Annotated in this window: 11 protein-coding genes; 6 read left to right on the top strand and 5 right to left on the bottom strand. The window is 59.3% G+C overall.

The genetic code is table 11. The annotated features are described in order from the left end of the window. Window positions 1-55: 55 nt before the first annotated feature. On the top strand, window positions 56-2,143 hold the full coding sequence (locus MOP44_RS07050) for a PP2C family protein-serine/threonine phosphatase (RefSeq protein ID WP_260795280.1): 2,088 nt from the start codon (window positions 56-58) through the stop codon (window positions 2,141-2,143). 16 nt (window positions 2,144-2,159) lie between these two features. Here MOP44_RS07050 and MOP44_RS07055 read toward each other — a convergent pair whose 3' ends face one another. Beyond that, on the bottom strand, window positions 2,160-2,714 hold the full coding sequence (locus MOP44_RS07055; protein WP_260795281.1) for a hypothetical protein: 555 nt from the start codon (window positions 2,712-2,714) through the stop codon (window positions 2,160-2,162). A gap of 336 nt (window positions 2,715-3,050) precedes the next feature. Between MOP44_RS07055 and MOP44_RS07060 the strand changes: the two genes are divergently transcribed. From MOP44_RS07060 to MOP44_RS07070, 3 genes are all read left to right on the top strand, one after another. Beyond that, the gene (locus MOP44_RS07060; protein WP_260795282.1) at window positions 3,051-3,503 is read left to right on the top strand and encodes a CBS domain-containing protein; all 453 of its coding nucleotides are present in this window, start codon (window positions 3,051-3,053) and stop codon (window positions 3,501-3,503) included. Window positions 3,504-3,643: 140 nt separating this feature from the next. Then, window positions 3,644-4,411, top strand: coding sequence for a VOC family protein (locus MOP44_RS07065; RefSeq protein WP_260795283.1), 768 nt, complete (start codon window positions 3,644-3,646; stop codon window positions 4,409-4,411). A 670-nt stretch (window positions 4,412-5,081) separates the two neighbouring features. Then, complete coding sequence (locus MOP44_RS07070; protein WP_260795284.1) at window positions 5,082-8,537, top strand: Plug and carboxypeptidase regulatory-like domain-containing protein; 3,456 nt, start codon at window positions 5,082-5,084, stop codon at window positions 8,535-8,537. Window positions 8,538-8,604: 67 nt separating this feature from the next. Here MOP44_RS07070 and tyrS read toward each other — a convergent pair whose 3' ends face one another. Together tyrS and MOP44_RS07080 are read right to left on the bottom strand one after the other, a co-directional pair. After that, on the bottom strand, window positions 8,605-9,873 hold the full coding sequence (gene tyrS / locus MOP44_RS07075) for a tyrosine--tRNA ligase (protein ID WP_260795285.1): 1,269 nt from the start codon (window positions 9,871-9,873) through the stop codon (window positions 8,605-8,607). 44 nt (window positions 9,874-9,917) lie between these two features. Further along, window positions 9,918-10,538: a hypothetical protein gene (locus tag MOP44_RS07080; RefSeq protein WP_260795286.1), complete on the bottom strand. Its 621-nt coding sequence runs from the start codon at window positions 10,536-10,538 to the stop codon at window positions 9,918-9,920. A 143-nt stretch (window positions 10,539-10,681) separates the two neighbouring features. Between MOP44_RS07080 and MOP44_RS07085 the strand changes: the two genes are divergently transcribed. Next, complete coding sequence (locus MOP44_RS07085; RefSeq protein ID WP_260795287.1) at window positions 10,682-11,707, top strand: alcohol dehydrogenase; 1,026 nt, start codon at window positions 10,682-10,684, stop codon at window positions 11,705-11,707. Between the two features lie 72 nt (window positions 11,708-11,779). Here MOP44_RS07085 and MOP44_RS07090 read toward each other — a convergent pair whose 3' ends face one another. Beyond that, on the bottom strand, window positions 11,780-14,659 hold the full coding sequence (locus tag MOP44_RS07090) for a TonB-dependent receptor (RefSeq protein WP_260795288.1): 2,880 nt from the start codon (window positions 14,657-14,659) through the stop codon (window positions 11,780-11,782). A gap of 178 nt (window positions 14,660-14,837) precedes the next feature. Further along, a complete protein-coding gene (locus MOP44_RS07095) occupies window positions 14,838-17,828 on the bottom strand; it encodes a TonB-dependent receptor (RefSeq protein ID WP_260795289.1) in 2,991 nt (996 codons plus the stop codon). A 138-nt stretch (window positions 17,829-17,966) separates the two neighbouring features. Here MOP44_RS07095 and MOP44_RS07100 point away from each other — a divergent pair, with 138 nt between their 5' ends. Beyond that, complete coding sequence (locus MOP44_RS07100; RefSeq protein ID WP_260795291.1) at window positions 17,967-20,123, top strand: CocE/NonD family hydrolase; 2,157 nt, start codon at window positions 17,967-17,969, stop codon at window positions 20,121-20,123. The last annotated feature ends 87 nt before the right edge of the window (window positions 20,124-20,210 follow it).

Genomic DNA, 20,210 nt, shown 5'->3' on the forward strand with positions numbered 1-20,210 from the left:
ACAGGGCGCTGATTTCTGCGTCCCCGCACGTGAACTCCGGCGTATGCTGGCGTACATGTTTCACCTCACTCCACGCCGGATGCAATGGGCGTGGGTGGCAATGTGGCTTGGGACGGTACTCGCACCCGCCCAGGATCACGGCATCCGCGACCCCTCTGCGGTTTCGGTGATCGGCTCGGAAGCCGTTGTCGTCAACCAACGTTGGCAATTCCACACGGGTGACGACGCGGTGTGGGCCGACCCGGCCTTTGATGACTCCGGATGGGCGGAGTTGGATGCCGACAGGCCCTGGGGTCCGCAGGGCTTTGCGGCGTACCACGGATTTGCCTGGTACCGAAAGCGGATCGAGCTGGGAGCGGCTCCGCACGACGGCACTCCTTACGCCCTGCTGCTGCCTGAGATCCGGCAAGCTTACGAAGTCTATTGGAACGGTACTCTCGTGGGCCGATGCGGGAGCTTGCCGCCCGATCCGGTCTGGTATCACGACCAGGCACCGCATGTCTTTCTGCTGCAACATGCAAATAGCGGCGTGGTCGCCATCAGGGTGTGGAATGCGCCCCCGCTTTCCGACGAGGATGCCGGACAACGGGGAGGATTTGCTGCCCCGCCTCTCGTTGGAACACTGCGCGCGGTCTCGAATGCGCGTGACGCCCTAAATTACGAGTGGCTGCGGCGCAGCGAGCTCCATCTGGCGAAAAGCCTCCTGTATGCACTCGTGGCGCTGCTGAGCCTGATGGCGTGGGTACGCAATCGCGAGCAGTGGGTCCTTTTCTGGATGGCCGGTTTCACGTTGCCTACGGTGCTAACCCTGCCGTTGCTGAACCTCCGGCTCGGAATCCCCTACACCGTGGCCATGGCCGCAGCGCAGCCAATCGAGTGCCTGCGCGATATCTCGCTGTGGTTCCTCCTGCTCTGGCTAATGAACCTGCATGGCGAGGCAAAGCTGGTACATGTAACACGCTCGCTCGCAGCGCTTGCCCTGACAATCAACGCGCTGGATGGTGTTTTGGTGGCGCTGGCGTGGCGTCCGGAAGTGTTACGCGCGGCCCAGGCGGGAGACGCGCTGATTACCGTCGTCAACACGCTTACGCAGCTCTTCCCCATCGTGCTGATAGCCGCTGCGATAGTCCGCCATCGGCGGATGGACGGACCAAGCCTGCTGGTTGCCGTAGCGGCGCTCCTCGTAGAGATGATGACCGTGGTGCGCGACGCGGCGGCGCAGGGACAACGTTTCACCCACTGGACTTTCAGAGAATTGATCGATGGGCCATTCCTCACGCTTGGAGGCAGCCCCGTTTCACCGATGAGTCTGGTCCATGCCCTGCTGTTCCTCTGCATTGTGTACGCCGTATTCGCGAGTTTCCTCGAGCATCGCCGGCACGAGGTCATGGTGGATCATGAGCTGCGCAATGCGCATGAACTGCAACGCGTGCTGGTACCGGATACGCCTCTCGATACCCCGGGATTGCGGATGACCAGCGCATACCGGCCCGCGCAGGAGGTGGGCGGCGATTTCTTCCAGGTGATTGCTACGCAAGATTTAGACGAGTCGATCACAGTCGTTATAGGCGACGTCAGCGGCCATGGCCTGGCCGCTGCCATGTCGGTATCTTTCCTGGTGGGTGCCATTCGGGCCGTGGATTACCCCGCTTGCGGTCCCGCAGAGCTGTTGAGCCGCGTAAACCAGTGCATCAGCGGCCGCCTGCACGGAGGATTCGCAACTTGCCTTGCACTTCGCGTTACCCGGGATGGGAGCTGCACAGCGTCGAGCGCGGGGCATCCGGGCCCCTACCTCGACGATCGGGAACTGGAGGTGCCAGGGGCGCTGCCGCTGGGCATCCTGGCCGACGCCGAATATCAGGAGATCCACTTTGAGCTCCGGCCAGGGCAGGTGTGCACGCTGTACACCGACGGCTTGCTCGAAGCCCGAAACCGCACCGGTGAATTGTACGGCTTTGAACGTCTGGAAAAGCTCTTTGCAGGTAGACCGACCGCAACGCAGGCGGCTGACGCTGCCGCCCAATTCGGCCAGAACGATGACATCACGGTCGTCATGATCGCCAAGTCATGCGCCGACGAACCCCTGAGAGCCACGCCGGCGCAAGAACTGGAGAGGACCGAGGAACCTGCCTTGTTCGGGTAGGCACAGGCGGGTTTGTTCACGCTACAGGCGCATCGACCGGCGGAACCTCTGGTTCGAGAACGACGTCTTTGATCATTTCTTTCAGGTCCGTCGTAAATGCGGTCTTCACGTGATCCTCAATTCCTCTAGAGACCATGGTCCAGGCGGGGTTGTACCTCGTGGGATCGAAGATGTTCTGCTCCTTCTGTGCTGCAATGAACTTCGCGTTGTCGAGCCCCTTCAGGTATTTGGCGTTGTATCGGGGATCGTTACGGATCAGTTCGAACGCAGCCTCGATCACTACGCCGACATCCGCCCTTTGGGCTTCGGTGAACCCCTCGAGGATTTCATCCTCGTGTTCCGATATCCATTGGAACGCAATCGGAATAACTCTTTGCGAGACCCAGTAGGCGTAGATGTTCAGGCAGTCAAAAGCCGTCTTGAGCGCAGGGTGGTCTTCCCAATTCTCGAGTGATGGCCCGGGATAGCTGTCGGGCTCACGACCGGTTTCTGTGAGGTCGTACATCAGGGTGGAGACTCCGGATCTGCCGGTATTAACGACCGGCGTGCAATCCCTTTTTGTGGTGGGCATAACGCTCTCCTGTCGTGTGATGGTGGCGGGCCCGGAGGACGCGCGGTCCTCTGCGACGGGCACAGGGCACAATCGAGCTTCAGGAGCGTATAGGCGGCGGATCTAGAGAGTACGGCTCGCGCGCCCCGGGAGGAGTGCTCTCATAAGAATCCAGAACCGTTGGGATGTCAAGGGTTGGCCCCTCGCGAGAGAACCGGATCGGACCAGGGCAAATTTCCGTCTCCCCTAGCGACAATTCTGTGACAATCGCGCTACACTGCATTCCCATATAGGCCGCTTTTTCCGCGGGACAGAAGGTGCCGGCGTCTTTGCGGGGCTGTAAATCAAGGAGGCTGGATGCAAATCACCGACACGATTGACAAAGTGCTCAAGGGCAAAAGCTTCAACAAGGTACTGGCGCTGGCTCCGGAGCAGACCGTCTTCGAGGCACTGCAGACCATGGCGGAGTACGACGTGGGCTGCCTGATCGTGTGCTCCGAAGGCCGGCTGGTGGGCATCTTCTCAGAGCGTGACTACGCGCGTAAGGGCATCCTGCGCGGGCACATGTCGAAAGAAACCCTGGTCAGCGACATCATGACCAGCCCCGTCATGTACGTGACCCCGGAGCATACCGTCGATGACTGCATGAACCTCATGACCGAGCGCCACTTCCGCCATCTCCCGGTGATCGAGAGGGACAAAGTCATCGGCATGGTCTCCATTGGAGACATGGTGAAGTGGATCATCAGCGGCCAGAAGCAGGCTATTGAGGCGCTCGAAGGCTACATCACTGGTGGCTATCCGGCCTGAGGCCACGCAATCTATCGATAAGAGCCGAATTTAACAGGGGAGCGGTTGACATCCGCTCGATCTAGTTGATATCAACGTGTCGATGTCGCCACGGACGACTGCCGCAGCAGCGCACGCTTCAAACAGGAGGGGCTTTCGCAATGTTCTCACCCAAAGGCAAATTCGGCTGGTACGAGCTAATGACCAGCGACACAAAAGCGGCCGGCAAGTTTTACGCGGATTTGGTCGGCTGGAGCACCCACGCAATGCCCGGCGGCGCCGGCGGCGAGTACACCACCTTCAACATCGGAAGCTCTGGCATCGCAGGCATGTTGAATCTTGCGGGCCACACCGGCTGGATCGGCTACATCAACGTTCCGGACCTGGACGCGCACATCGAAAGGGTCGTTGAGGCCGGTGGCAAGCTTTGGAAGCCGGCAACAGAAGTCCCCGGTATGCTCCGATTCGCCGTAATGTCCGATCCGCAGGGAGCCGGAATCGTCCTCTTCACTCCGAATCCCAGCATGCCAACGCCGGAGCGCCCCGCGCCCCCCACCCCGGGAACCATTGGCTGGCATGAGCTCTACACGACCGATGTGGATGCCGGTTTCGACTTTTACCAGCAGATGTTTGGCTGGACGAAAGTCAGCGATATGGACATGGGCGAAATGGGTACGTACCGCCTGTTCGACGAGGGCGACAACAACCCCATGGGTTCCGGCGGGATAATGACCAGGCCGCCGCACATTCCGGTATCTTGCTGGAACTTTTACTTCAATGTCGATTCGATCGGCGCCGCGATCGAGCGCGTCAAAGCGGGTGGCGGGCAGGTGTTGAATGGACCGATGCAGGTGCCGGGCGGCAGTTGGATCATCAACGGCCAGGATCCCCAAGGAGCCATGTTCTCACTGGTGAGCGCCAAGGAATAGCTTCGACCTTGAATCTTCGAAACGACTCACCACAGAGCGCCTTGGTGACTCGGCAAAGTGATTTGCTGAGGCCGGCACTCCTGTGAGTCACACACGACTCATTGGATCACCTAGGTACTCATGAGATACGCCTTAGGTTGGAGGCCGCAGTCAGATTGACGAGTTGTAGTCCAGACTGTTAGTTTTGCAACGTTCTGCTGAAAGTGCGCACGTCGCATTCCCCCGGCGAGCGAGCGGCAGTGGTGAGCGATCACGCATCCTTTCCCTGCGCCGCATGAACGACCTCGCTGAAAACTGAACCCTCAGCCGGCGGATGGCAAAGCCGGCACTCTATACGCGAACCAGCAGCGCGCACAATTCTGTGCGCGCTGCGCAAACTGCTCTCTTCCCCAAGCTGCCTGGCTTTGATTGTAGAAAAGTCGGTCGATGGCCGCTGCGTCGGTGACGGCGCTGCCGGGTACGTCGCACACGCGAGTTAAGGGATTCTACAACGAGACCTAGAACGTTGATTACGTCCCGCTAACTCATTCTTGCGTCACTGAAAGTGATTGCCCAGCTCAGGGCACCTGATGTGTTGAACGAAGGAAACGTTTCCACCCCAGATTCTGTTGGAGACTCAAACGTTCATCGAAAAACTGAAGATCCACAACTTTTTTGCGAGGTGATAGGGATGCCGCACCGTGGAATTTTGCTGCTCGCGCTCCTTCTAACTGTGTTTGCTTCACTGATTCCGCTTCACGCTCAATCTGACAACGCCGCTATATCGGGCACTGTCACTGATGCGTCCGGAGCGGTTGTGCCGCACGCGACCATTACCGTAACGAACGAAGCCACCAATCAGACACGCACGACCATCTCCGGCGACTCGGGAGCGTATACCGTAACCAACCTCCCTCCGGGAAGTTATACCGTCAGCGTAGAAGCGAAAGATTTCAAGAGTTTCCACCAGACGCACAATCGTCTGCAGCCCAGCATCGGCCTCCAGGTGGACTGCGTTCTTCAGGTGGGAAGCTCCGAGACCACCGTGAACGTAATCGCGGACGCCAATGTGATCCAGACGCAGACGGCAGCCGTCGGGCAGCTCGTGACCGAGGAACAGGTCAAGAACATTCAGCTCAACGGCCGCAATCCCATGTATCTCGCGCAGCTCGAGCCAGGTGTGCGCCGCGGGTCTTCAATATCGAACTTCAACTTCGGGCTCGATAACGGGATCAACATTAACGGCTCCAACAACCGCGAAAACGGCATGACCTTCGACGGCGCCCCGATGGTGCGCAGCCGAGGAAACGGGACGAGCATTGGAGTTGCCGACACAGACTCCACGTCGGAGATGCAAGTACTCACGGCTGCCTTCCCGGCCGAATATGGCCGCGCTTCCGGCGGCATAATTCGTATCGTGCCCAAGAGCGGTACAAGCGACTTCCACGGCGCCGTGTTCGAGTACTTGCGCAACTCGTTCTTCAATGCCAACACCTGGAGCCGCAAGTCCACGACCGACCCCAACATCTTTGGACATCCTCCCGCATTTCGTTTCAATCAGTTCGGCTGGAATCTGAATGGTCCGGTGTGGATTCCGGGCGTTCACTTCAATAGCGACAAGAGGAAGCTCTTCTTCCTGGCCGGGCAGGAATGGATTCGCTACCGCCACGTGGATACGGTACAGAGAAAGGTACCGACGGGGTTGATGCGGCAGGGCAATTTCAGCGAGCTGCTCGATCCGGGAAACATCCACAACTACTACGGAAAGTCAGTCCAGATCGTTAATCCCTACACGGGTGTGAAATACGATGGAAACATCATCCCTCCCGACCAGCTGAGCGCCAACGGACTGGCACTGCTGAACGCCTATCCCATGCCTAACGCAGCGAATCCCACCTATGACTGGGTCGATGCGGCGACCTATCCCGAGGACCAGCGCAAGGACACGCTTGTGCTCGACTACGCTCCAAAGGATAACCACCACATCCGATTCTCGCTGCTGAACTATAACTACGACAGCGTTTCTCCCCATTACGGCAACTTCAACCGCACGCCGCAGGTCTGGCATCGCCCCAATCAGGTTGGAGTACTTCACTACACGTGGACCATCAGTCCGACGATGGTCAATGAAGCTTACGTATCAGGAAGCGCGGATCACGTCAGGATTGGGATCGACACCAGCAGCGGCCTCTATGACCGCACCAAGTACGGAATCAACTACCCCTTCCTGTTCGCGCAGAGCGACAAGGAAATACAGAACAAGATTCCCACTATTCAGATTGCCAACTTCGACACGCTCGACGGCGGTCCTTATCCTTCACACTCCGGTGGTGTGATCTGGGACTTTGCCGACAGCCTTACTAAGATCATCGGGCGGCACACGTTGAAAGCAGGGGTTCTGTACGAACGTGAGAGCCAGAATGACTTCGACCAGATCAATGTGAGCTCCACTACTCCTGGCGCAACCAACAACCAGAACGGCTTCTTCACCTTCACTGACACGCGGGGATCGACCGCTGCACAACCGCGCCCCACATCAACTGCTGCAGTGGCCAATACCGCGTTGGGTCTGTTTGACACCTATGGCGAAATTGGCATCCGCTCGTACACGGTGTTCCTGAGCAACATGTACGAGTACTTCATTCAGGACACGTGGCACGCGCGGCCCAACCTGGTCATCGAGTACGGAATCCGGCACAGCATCATGCAACCCTACTATGCCAAGTGGGGCAACCTGTCGGTCTTCTCTCCCTCCACTTACGATCCCAAAACAGCGCCGACCGTCGATCCCGTCACCGGCTTTGTAAGTGGCACCAACCTGTACGATGGCATCGTCATTCCCGGAGACAAGTTCCCGAGCGAGGCGAAGGGTCACGTCCCCGACAACATCCTCAACGGCCAGTACGACAGCCTCTTCCACGGGTTCGATAAAGGCTACAATCCCACCGTTTGGACGAATATTCAACCTCGAGTGGGTGTGGCTTGGTCAGTGAGCCCCAAGACTGTGGTGCGTGTCGGCGGTGGGCGCTACTTTGACCGCTTGGGTGTGAGCGACAACGTTCACCTGGGAGGAAACCCGCCGTTCCAGCCTTCAGCGACAGTGAGCTACGGCGCCGTAGATACACCCGGTGGCAATGGCTCGAATAACTATCCCATCAACATGACCTCCTACGCCTATCACTTCCCGTCACCAGAGGCCTACTCGTGGACCGCTGCGGTGGAGCACGAGTTCGACCGCGTGGGCGTCTTCACTTTGGGTTATGTGGGACGCCGCGGCCTTCACCAACAGCATCTGGAAAACATCAACCAGTTACTGCCCGGCACGTTGACGGCGAACAAGGTTAACAAGCCCGATACATTGCGCCCATACCAGGGCTTCTCGGTAATTCAGCAGGAGACGAATATGGGCAGGTCGATCTATCACGGTCTGCAGGCGAATCTCACTCATCGCGTAAACCGTGGACTGACCTTCGGGGTGGCCTACACGTGGTCCAAGAGCCTCGATTCTGCTTCGGACGCCGGCACGAACATCCCCAATCACTATGACCCGATGGAGTTCTGGGGCCCGAGTGACTACGACACGCGGCACATGTTGGTGATCAACTATGTGTGGGATATCCGGTTCGCAGACGATTCGTCTAACTGGCTTATGCGGAATGTCTTTGGAAGATGGCAGATGTCAGGCACCACGCAATTCCAGAGCGGCAATCCGTTGAATGTATCAACTGGCGACGATTTCGCTGGAGTGGGACCCGGATCAGGCAACCAGTTATGGCCGCATAACGGGCCGGTACGCCTTCTCAAGGGCAGCTCGCCGAATAACACGACCGCTGACAAGTGGTTCGACTCAAGCGTCTTCCAGCAGCCCTCGCCGGGAACATTTGCCCCGCGGCAAAGCCGTAACCAGGTGTACGGGCCGGGGTTCCAGAGCTGGAACGTCGCCATGCAGAAGGCGTTTCGAATCATTCCCTCGAGGGAGACGAATCGGCTGCTTTTCAAAGCTGAGGCGTTCAACTTCATCAATCACCCCAACCTCGACAACCCCAACACAAATCCGAAAAGCAGCACATTCGGCAAGGTGACGGGCAAGGGCCAGACCTACGCTTCGGATCGACAGATGCAGTTCAGCCTGCGCTACGAGTTCTGAGGCTCCGGAAGCGAAAAGCCCGCGGCGAGCAATCGCCGCGGGCTTTTCTTTGGAGTGGAGGAAAAGTTCAGACGCCTTCACCCACATTGCCGATGATCGCGACTTTCGCGCGCTTGCCCAGGCGCACCGTCAGGCGTGCGGGCATATTGTCGAGAGTAAGCAGGTTCGACGTGACGACCTCGCCATTGACCTTGACCGCCTTCTCCGCGACCTTGCGGTTGGCCTCGGAAGCGCTAGCCGCCAGTCCTAGCGCGACAATCAGCTTAGGCACGCGCACGTGGAGCGCACCAGCTTCGTTCGCAGCGGTGACATCCGCAAACGCAATGTCCACTTCCTCGAGATCTTCCGATTCGCCCTTCTGCTGGAACATCCGCGCCCAATTCTCATCGGCGCTTCGGGCGGCATCCTCGCCGTGAAACCCCGCCGTGATGGTCCGTGCCAGGCGCTTCTTCACTTCCATCGGATGCAGCTTGCCCGCAGCAACATCGGCCTGCAGGTCGTCAATTTCCGACTGCTTGAGATCCGTGAGGAAGACCCAGTACTTCCACATCAGGTCGTCCGAAATCGACATGAGCTTGCCGTACATCTCCGACGGCGGCTCGTTGATGCCTACGGCATTACCCAGCGACTTCGACATCTTCTCGCCGCCGCCCAAGCCTTCAAGGATCGGCGTCATTAGCACGATCTGTGGCTTCTGGTCGTAGTGGCGTTGCAGCTCGCGTCCACACATCAGATTGAATTTCTGATCCGTGCCGCCCAGCTCCACATCACACTCCAGCATCACGGAGTCATAACCCTGCATCACGGGGTAAAGCATCTCGTGCAAGCTGATGGGCTGCTCATTCTGGAAGCGCCGGTGGAACTCATCCCGCTCCAGCATCTGCGACACGGTGAAGTGCGCCGTGAGGCGGATCGTGTCCTCATAGCCGAGCCTGCCAAGCCACTCGGAGTTGTAACGAACTTCCGTGAGCTGCTCGTCCAAAATCTTGAAGACTTGCTGCTTGTAGGTCTGGGCGTTCCGGTCAATCTGTTCGCGGGTAAGGGGCTTGCGGGTAACGTTGCGCCCCGTAGGATCGCCGATCAGCGAAGTGAAGTCTCCAATGAGAAAGATGACCTGGTGCCCGAGCTGCTGAAAGTGCCGCAGCTTGCGCATTAGAACGGTGTGGCCGAGGTGAAGATCGGGAGCCGTCGGGTCAAAGCCGGCCTTGATACGCAGGGGACGCCCCGTCTTGCGGCTCTCTTCCAGGCGCTCACGCAAATCGGAGACGCGGATAATCTCAGCCGCGCCCTTTTGAAGCAGGTCAAGTTGTTCGTCTACAGGCAGAAACGCGCTCATTCTATTTCGAGTATATAAAGGCGCCGGCAGAGATCCCGCGCGGTTTAAGGATGCTGGCTGGCCGCTCGCTGCTTCTCCGACTCCACCACCAGCTTGCGGAAGGCATAAAAAGCCGGCACATCTGGTGACCGGAGGCCGTCCTTCGCGATGTAGCGCCAGACCGGAGGAGCGTCGAGCGCATCGTCCCGCTTTCCGCGATATACCGCGAACGTGTCCTGCGACTCACCCACCTCCACCTGCGGCGCCGGGCTGGGAGTGCGCGGGCCGGTGGGATCGCCGGACAAGGGCGGAGTTCCCGCACTGCCACCCACGCGGCCTCCGGAGCCCGTAGGCTCGATGATCACTGGCCGATTGCTCGTGGGCAGCCCACCGATCGTGGGCTGAGCCATCTTCCCGTTCCCTTTGCGAACCACCACGACCAGGTCAGCGGTCGAGACGTCAGTGGCCAGACGGAAACGACCCCAGTTCATCAGCGCCTTCTCCACGGCTTCTTGCGCATTGCGGTTCGCGGTGGGAGCATCCAAAGCCATTCCCGCATCTGGATCGATGACCACCAGCACCGTCTCGGCCTGAAGCACATCGTCCGGCAGCAGAATCTTCTTTTTGTCCTTCGCGGCAGCGGCAATGCAGGACAGCAGCAGCAATAAACAGAGAGCGCGTTTCATGGGTGCCTCCCGACGACTTTCCTGCCGGATGCCAGTCTAGTCCACTTCCATGCTCTTGGACGGACTTGACGCCTGCCTCGTTATGCGTACTTTCATGCATCCAGCCGCCGTTCCGTCCATCCAAGTGCGCAAGGAGAGTACAAATGGCTTCAGTCAGAGGTCGTGCAGTTGAAGTACCTGCAGCTGGTGGAGAGTTCAGGCTGGTAGAACGTGAATTTCCCGATCCCCCGTCGGGACACGTTCGGATCCGCGTCCAGGCGTGCGGAGTTTGTCATAGCGATTCGCTTACTAAAGAGGGTCTCTGGCCCGGACTTCAGTACCCCCGCGTGCCGGGCCACGAGGTGGCTGGGGTTCTGGATGCCGTCGCGTCGGATGTGCCTCTGTTCAAGGTGGGGCAGCGGGTTGGCCTAGGGTGGCACGGCGGCCACTGCAATTACTGCGAGGCATGCCGGCGCGGCGACTTTATCCTCTGCGCGAACGGCCAGGTTTCGGGAATCAGCTTCGACGGCGGATATGCCGACTATGTGATTGCCCCGGCGAATGCGCTCGCTTTCATTCCTGAGGAATTGCAGGATGTGGACGCGGCCCCGCTGCTCTGCGCCGGGATCACGACCTTCAACAGCCTGCGGAACTCGGGCGCACGGCCCGGCGATACGGTGGCAATCCTCGGTATCGGCGGTCTCGGGCACCTGGCCGTGCAGTACGCGGCAAAGAGCGGCTATCGCACGGTGGCAATTGCGCGCGGTGAGGACAAGGCGCCGCTTGCCAAACAGCTCGGAGCGCACCTCTACATCGACAGCACGAAACAAGACCCCGCAGCTGAACTGCAGAAGCTCGGCGGTGCCACAGTGATCCTTTCGACGGTGACCAATGCCGATGCGCTCGCGTCCGCAATCGGCGGCTTGGCCAACGGCGGCAAAATCATCATCAATGGAGTGCCGGAGAAGGAGTGGGCGGTGAACGCGATCCCTCTCATCCTAGGCCGGCGTTCAATCGTCGGATGGCCCTCAGGAACCGGAATGGACTCCGAGGACACGCTGAATTTCAGCGCCCTGAGCGGAATCAAGCCGATGACCGAGACATATCCGCTGGAGAAGGCCGCAGAAGGCTACGAGCGGATGATGAGCGGCAAGGCACGGTTCCGGGTAGTGCTAACCACCGGGGCCTGACGCCACATCGCGACGCAAAAAAATCCGGTGGGCCACAGCGGGCCCACCGGAGCAATGAAACACTGAGTCACCCTACCTCTCGTGAACCAGGTTCCAGCGGACGCCGCCCGCAAAGGAGGGGTGATAGTACTCGCGCTGAACGACATACTGTCCGCTGCCGTAATAGAAGCCGAAGACCTCATTGTTCAGATTGAGGCCATAACCGTAAACCTCAAATCCCCACGGCATGCGATAGCTAGCCTGCGTGTCGAACTGATAGTGCGGATAGAGGTAGTTATCGCCATGCGGTCCCTTGGTCCCGCCGGGCTGCGGATTGGGCGCCGTTTCCTGCTTGCCGTCCACAATGACCGGATTGCCGTTGTCATCCGTGACGTATTGCAGGTCCTCATACTGGTAGGCGTAGATCATCCGATCGTCATAGGTCATGCCCACACGCATTGAGAACTTCTTCGTGTCGTAGGTCGGGCTGATATTCCAGGCGTTCGGCGCCTGGCGCAGCAGGGCCGGTGAATCGGTACGGAGCGGATCGACATCCTCTGCCTTTGACGTGGTGTAGCTGTAATTGGCGGAAAGCCCCAGCCCACCCAGGACGCTGGGCAGGTAAGACAGGCGTTGCTGATAAGCCAGTTCGATCCCCTGCACGTGCGCGCTGCCGGCGTTGGACGGCTGCGACACCAGGGTGTACGCGCCGGGATTACCTGGATAGTTTTTGGTCAGCGTCTGCAGCGTCACAATCGGATCGGAAAGCTGCTTGTAGAAGTAGCCGGCCTGGATCAAACCCACGTGGCTGAGGAACCGTTCATAGAGCAGGTCGTAGTTGTTGGCGTGCTCAGCCTTCAAGTTGGGGTTACCGATACCGACAGTCGCCGGGGTGGTGGAGATATCGATCTGGCTCGCGGCAGCGGTAATGTCCTGCGGATCCGGCCGCGCGAGGCCGCGCCCATAAACGAGCCGCAGGTCCGAGTCCTTATCGATCGCGAAGCGCAGAGACGCGCTGGGAAGCACGTCGAGATAATCGCCGCCTGCCTTGACCGTTAGAGTCGTGGGCGGTGTTGGAGCGTTCTGATCGAAGCTCAGCGTGCTCACGTGCGTGGCTTCAAAGCGCACGCCTGCAACCAGGCGGACGCGGTTATGAAGCTCGATGGTGTTCATCAAGTAGCCGGCCGGGATGCGCTCGATGAGGTCATAGTTATTGACGTTGACGCCCGGGCCGCCTGACATGTTGAACTGCGTCTGATTGGCATCGACATAGGCGCGCACCTTCGAGTAATCAGTGACTGTCCCGATGTGGTAGGTCTTGTCGTAGTAATCGGGGTCCTTGAAGTTCGAGTACCACTCGGGATGGTCTACAACGTTCATTGTGGTCTTCGGGGTGAAGGTCTCGTCGTACGTGTCGTCGAACTTGTGCGCGTTGCGGATCTTGCCGCCCAACTCCAATGTCCCGTAGTGTGTGCCGATGTGGTAGATGCGGGCATAATCGCCTGATGCCTGGAGGTTGAGCTGCACACTCTGGCCAAAGGTAGGGGGCGCCCAGCTCTTCAGCTTGTAGTTGTCGCGATCTTCCGAGTTCGCCGTTCCGGAGCCGAAGCAACCGGCGCTCCAGCCTGGGCGATAGACGCTGGCAGCCACCGACTGATCGTTGTAGCAGGAATCGCTGAGATCGTCGCCGATCCACTTGTATTTGGCGCTGCCGCTGCCGCTCAGTGACCGCGAACGCCCTACCGCGAAGTTCCATTGGAAAGTATTGGCGTTGATCGTGTGCTTGCCCTGTACCGAGAGGCTGCCCACGGCCATGTTCGGACGACGCCAGTCCTGGCTGTACTGGGGGTTGTCGTGGTCGTTGAGTGTATAGCTCCACTTGTTGCCCCAGTTGCGGAAAGTGGAGAAGAGACCGCGCACGCTGATATCAGAGCCATCGTTCAGCTTGTAATCAGCACTGCCTGTGAGCCCCCAGCGAGTGCGGTTATACACGTAATCGCGGAGATCCATCGTGTCGTAATAAGGGCTCAGCGTACCGTCGGGATTGGGCTGCGGATCGGGCTCAATGTCGTTGATGCCGCGGCCATTGAAATCGTAAGTCCCACCCATCAGCGCGCCGAACTTGTGGGTCGCGCCGAAACGCTTGCCAACCGTGCCGCCGGCCTGGTTCACGGTCCGGCCTCCCATGATGGGCGTGTATCCGCCCAGTCCATAGAGCGCGACCGTCGGCGTATCGGACGCAGTCTTGGTGACCAGGTTCACTGATCCGCCGATGCCGTCGGCATCGATGTTCGCCTGCAGCGTTTTGTTGATTTCGACGGACTCGACCAGGTCGGAAGCGATCGTGTCGAGCTTGATCTGGCGAACGCCGGATTCCGGCGACGGCACCGTCACGCCATCGACCATGGTATTGCTGAGGCGCGGCTCAGTGCCGCGGATCTGAACATACTTGCCTTCGCCCTCATCGCGCTCAATTGTGACGGAGGGCATGCGGCCCAGCGCATCGGCAATGTTGGCGTTGGGCAGCGAAGTGATGACCTCGGCGGGGAGCACTTGCAGGATATTCTCCGCAGCTAGCGTGCGGTTCAGAGCCTCCGCTTCGCCCAGCGGGCGATCCGCCACCACGAGCACCTGGTCGTTTGCCGAGGCGACACTCAGCACCGCGTTGATCTGCGCGTTCTGCCCGGCGGTGAGATCGACATCGCTCGTATAAGAGGTGAATCCGACGTAAGAGACAGTGACTTTATATTTCCCGGGCTCAAGATTGGAAAAGACGAATGCGCCCTGCGCATTGCTGACCTGAGGCTGAACGGCGGGCTCCAGCGTGATCCGCGCGCCCTGCAAAAGAGCGCCCGTCGAATCTTTCACGAAGCCAGCCAGAGTTGCTTTTTGATTTTGGCTGTAAACGACATTCCCCGCTAATAACACGAGGAGCAGAAAACCCGCAAAGCGAACGCGAAAGAACGGGTACATGGCCTGCCTCCCGAAGTGCAACAGATTTTGGCTATCGCTTCAGTTTGGGTGGGAGGCAATCAACAACTCTTGAATGGCCGGTTATCAGGGCATGAATTATCGAGAAATACAGAACAGGCTTAAGTAGACCTGAAGACAAGAAGAACATTGTGTGAAGTCAGGAATGAGAGCGCGTAGATCAGAAGCGGAAGAACGTCTCCACGTTGATGGATCGGTTCGCGGAGGAGTTCCCCCACATATTCGCGAGAGCCGTGGACGTGCCAAAGAGCGAAGACCCGAGAACCCCGACAGGAGGCGCATAGTTGGGGTGGTTCAGAATGTTCTGCGCCGACACGCCAAGGCCAAACGTGTACTTGCGCTCGATTTCCTTTTTCGCGGTCGACGGCGACGGAGTAGCAGGCGCAGCTGGCTTGCCATCCTTCGTGGCAGCTGCCGCGGCTCCGGGCGGCGCCGGCGGTTCAGGCAGCGCGGGCCCGAAGTTGAAAGTGCGGCTGAGGCGCAGGTTGGCGATGAACACGCCCGGCCCCGTCCCGTAGTTGATCGGGATGATCTTCTGACCCGGCTGCGGGTCGGTGTCGAAAGTGCCCCACTTGGTGTGAACCACGCTGGAGCGGCTGAGGTCGGTAGCAAATGTGGGGCGGTCGTTGAATTGCGTGTCTCCGTTGATATCTTCGCCCAGCGTGATGTTGAATGGCTGGCTCGACCGGATCATCAGAAACGGATTGACCGAGAAGTGCCACGGCAGTCGCGTATAGCCGCCAATAAATGCACGGTTGCGCACATCCCACGAAGCGCGGCCGTAATCCTGGTGAGGATCGTACTGGTTCGAAGGGAACGTGTTGAGCCCGTCCGTATTGGCCTCGATCTTGCCGATGCGATAGAAGCCGAAGATCCCGCTGTGCTTGGTGTGCAAGTTCCCATTGATATTTAGTCGCTGCCCAAACCACTCGCCCTGCGAGTTGTACTCATAGATATTTTGGTCGGTCCCCAGCGGGCGAGTGCCGCTGGTTGGATCGTCAGGATTGTAGGTCCCCGGCAGCGGTGCGTTGATATTGCGCGTCATGAACTGGTAGTTCCCGCGCGTGATCTGGTAGTTTGCGGAGACCGAAACGTACTTGCCGATTGGCTTGTCGACGCCCAAGTTCGTAGTGATCGAGTAAGGAGACCGTAGGCCTGGATTGATCTGGTAGATGGTCGGCGCCTTCTGCCGAACGGCGGCGCAATCCGCCGGATCGCTGGTGCAGGTGTTGGGATAGAAATCTGGATTGCTGATCACTATCTCGCGATTCGTGATGCCGTTCTGCCGCCGCGCCTGCAAGATGGCATTCGAGTCGAAGCGCTCGTAGAATATGCCTGCTCCACCGCGAATGACGGCCCTCGGCGGCTTGCCGTTCGCGCCTGGGATCGACCAGGCTAGGCCCAGCCGCGGCCCGAAATCGGCATGATCATTGATGTTGGTCTGCGTCTCGTAGCGCATCCCGTAGCTGAGCGTCAGGTCCTTATTCGCCTTCCAATTGTCCTCTGCGAAGATACCCAGGTCGAGCGTGGTGACGGTCACGCTCGGATTCCCCGCAGTCTGGCTGAACAGGGCTGCCCCCCCGCCGGCAGCGCGGATCTCCGCCCCAGTCATGCCGTTCGCCCGTCCCTTCTCCGTGATCTGGTAAGCCGTGAGCGATGCAAACGTGTACTGCCCGTTGAAATTGCCGGTCGAGTAGTTGGCGTCGCGCCCGATGCGCAGCCGGCCGCCAAACGTCACGTCGTGCGCGCCCTTGTTGATACGCAGCAGATCCTGGAACTCATAGTGGTCCTGATTATCGTGGTTCAAACCTGAGTTGCTGCCGCCACCGGTAAACGCCCCCTGCACGGCAATCGTCGGATCTTTGGAGTGTGGCGTCAGCGTATCGCGTTCGCGCGTGTACTGGAAACGTGTCTCATTCAGCAGGTGCGGATTGTAGGCCTGCGAATCAGAGAACTGGATAAGCTGCTGCACGTTATGCGTGTCATACGCCTGCGATTCGAGCGCAAACTGCCCCACCCCCGCTGCGTCGGTGGTGTTGCGGTTGTATTGATATCGCAGGCTCAGCGTCTGCACCTTGCCCCACTGCATGTCGTAGCGCGGCGACAGGTTCAGCGCGCCCGACGGGCTGTTGATCGCCGCGGTATAAAGAACCGGGTTGAACGCGGGATCGAGAGTCTCAGCATTGATCACCGACGAATTGATGCCGTTGTGCCCATAGACGCTTAGAAACCATGAAGCCACCTTCTTGATCGGTCCGTTCACATCTCCGTCGAATTGATACGAGTAATAAGGCGGCTGCGATTCCACAAATGGATTGGGCGCATTCCACGGCGAGTTGTTGCCCTGCATCCAGTAATCGCCGTGCAGGTTGTCCGTTCCTGGCTTGGTGAGAATCTCGATGCGTCCCCAACCCAGCGAGTCGTACTGCGCCGAGAACGGATTCTGGTTGATGTGAATCTCCCGGATGGATGACTTGGGCGGAAGCTTGCCCGCGGAGAAGCCATCCACATAAAACTGGGTTCCGCCGGTATCGGGGTCACCGCCCGCAATGGCTTGTAGCTGCTGGGAGAGTTCGTCCGGGTCATCCGAGAGCGAGCGCAGATCTTCGCCCTTCATCACAATCGCGCCACCGTTTTTGTCAGGACTTGTGTCGAGCGCATCGGCGTTGACCTCCACCTGCTGCTGCTCGGTCGCGATTGCCAGCGTCAGCGTGATCTGCGCGGTCGACCCCGCGCTCACACGAACATCGTGCGCGCTTCCGATCTGAAACCCCGGCGCTTGCGCCGTCACATCGTAAACACCGGGGGCGAGCCCACTGACGCGGAAGTGTCCAAGGCCGTCCGAGAAGGCAGTCACGGCCGGATCACCGGCATGCTCTACATGGATACTCGCATTGGGGATCACCGCGCTCGTGGGATCGGCGACCGTGCCCGAGATCGCGCCGGGAGTGGACGGGCCAACCATCTGCGCCAGCCCGCTCGCGCGCGCAAGTGAGAGAGAACCAAGGACCAGTGCCGCTCGCGCAGCAGCCCGAAAAAGAGAACCAGAACGCATAAGTGTGCCGACGACTCCAAGGAGCGGCTGAGTGGGTTGGAACATGTCGGTGCTGCGCAAATGGGGATAGGCGAATGGGGCACCCACTTCGGTCATCTTGCGGACCAGTTTCGGGTTGCTCGTTTATGAGACGAGGGAAAGAACGATTTCGCTCTGTAAAATAGGTGAGAAATTTCCCTGGCTGGCTTTCCATCAACTTCGCCGGCTGATTCGTTCCGTTCCACTGGAGGCCTCTTGCTGCGTTCACGGTTTGCAATCTTCGTTCTGGGTACGGCTCTCGTCGGCGCCGCGGCCTCAATGCCGTTACCTGCCGCGGCGGCCGCGCACCAACAATCTGAGTCACAACTCCAGAAGCTGAGCGGCGAGTATACGAGCGCCGAATTTCCCGATACGCCGGTGAGCTTTTATGTGCAGAACGGCAACTTGACGTTCGAATCGGAGCGCGACGTTCCGACGGAGCTGAAGACGATTTCGGCCACGGAGTTCGCGATTCCTGACTCGAAGGCGACGTACCGCTTTACTGTCGACGCGAGCGGCCGGGGTGCTTCGGTTATAAACTCGCGAGACGTCACGGAGGTCTTCAAGCGGACGGGCGAAGCGGTGAAGCACGTATTCCATGACTACGTGCGCACTGAGGCGATGATCCCCATGCGCGACGGCGTGAAGTTGCATGCCGTGATCCTCAAGCCGAGTGACATGAAGGACCCGCTGCCATTTCTAATCCAGCGCACGCCCTATGGAGTAGACGGTACCAGCCGCGGTTTCTTCTTTGCAGCCCGCCCCGAGCTGGCCCGTGACGGCTACATCTACGTCGGCGAGGACATTCGCGGGCGCTTCAAGAGTGAAGGCGAGTTCGTGATGAGCCGGCCCATGGCCGACCATAAAGACCCCAAGGCCGTGGATGAGAGCACCGATGCCTACGACACCGTTGAGTGGCTGCTCAAGAACGTGCCGGGCAACAACGGCCGCGCGGGATTTGTGGGCACCAGCTACCCGGGTTTCCTCGCCATGGCCGCGGGTATCGATCCACATCCGGCTACGAAATGCGTGTCGCCGCAGGCGCCGATGATCGATGTGTGGATGGGCGACGACTTCTTCCACAACGGGGCGTTCCGGCAGACATACGGATATGACTACGTGAAGGCCATGGAATCCAGCAAAGAGACCAGCGAGGTCGATTACGGGAAGAAGGACGGCAAGCCGGTGGATGGCTACGACTACTTCCTGTCGCGCGGCAGCTTCGAGGAAGACCTGAAGCAATCGGGCTCGAAAGAGCTGCCCACCTGGAAGCTCTTCCTGGAGCATCCTGCATACGACTCGACCTGGTCCTCGCGCGGCGTAGAGCATCACCTGAACGAGGTGCAGGTGCCGGTGCTCAGCGTCGGCGGCTACTACGACCAGGAAGACATGTGGGGTCCGCAGTCCGAGTACAACAGCCTCGAACCGCATGACGACAAGCACGAAAACTTCCTGGTGCTCGGCCCGTGGCGCCACGGATATTGGTCATCCTCATCGCGCCACCTCGGGAATGTGCAGTACGGCGAACCGATCGGCAAGGAGTTCCGGCGCGATATCGAAGCGAAGTTCTTCGGACATTACCTGAAAGACGAGTCGGGCTTTAATCTCGAGGACACCGCAAGCTTCCAAACCGGCTCGAACAAGTGGATGCGTTATGGGCACTTTCCGCCGGAAGGTTCGCAGCCCACCGCCCTCCACCTACGCGGCGATGGCAATCTGAGCTGGGGCGACGTCAAGACGCCGGCAAAGACCGCCTACACGAGTGATCCCGCCAATCCAGTCCCCTACCGCCATCGTCCCATCCAGCCCACCTACGGCGAAGGTTCTGAGTGGTTCAACTGGCTCACCGAGGATCAGCGCTTCGTCGCAGATCGTAAGGATGTGGCCACGTGGAAGATTCCCGTGAAGAAGGACCTCGTCGCCACGGGCGAGGTGATCGCCGATATCTTCGCCTCAACCACCGGCACCGACGGCGATTTAGTAGTGAAGCTCATCGACCAATATCCCGATGACGACTCCGACCCCAAGATGCGCGGCTACCAGCTCATGACGAATGAGGAGATCTTCCGCGGCCGCTACATCGACGGCTTCAATCGCCCCCGAGCCATCCGCGCCGGTGACATCCGCGAGTTCAAGTGGAGCCTGCATGACGTGGACCACGTCTTCAAAGCGGGACACACGATCGTCGTCCAGGTCCAGAGCACGTGGTTCCCGCTCTATGACCGCAATCCGCAGACCTACGTGCCGAACATCATGACCGCCAAACCCGCCGACTACAAGGCCGCCACCATCACCATCTACTCCGACAAGGATCACGACTCCAGCCTGCAGGTGCCGCTGATGAACCAGTGCGATGCGGTCGAGTGCTTCTGAGCAGCAGGGAGTGGTCAATCGTCAGGTGATCGGATTCAATAAGAAAGCGGGACGGCCAACCGTCCCGCTTCTGCTTCCGTGACTAAA

The organism is Occallatibacter riparius (assembly GCF_025264625.1).
In the GTDB taxonomy this organism is placed as follows: domain Bacteria; phylum Acidobacteriota; class Terriglobia; order Terriglobales; family Acidobacteriaceae; genus Telmatobacter; species Telmatobacter riparius.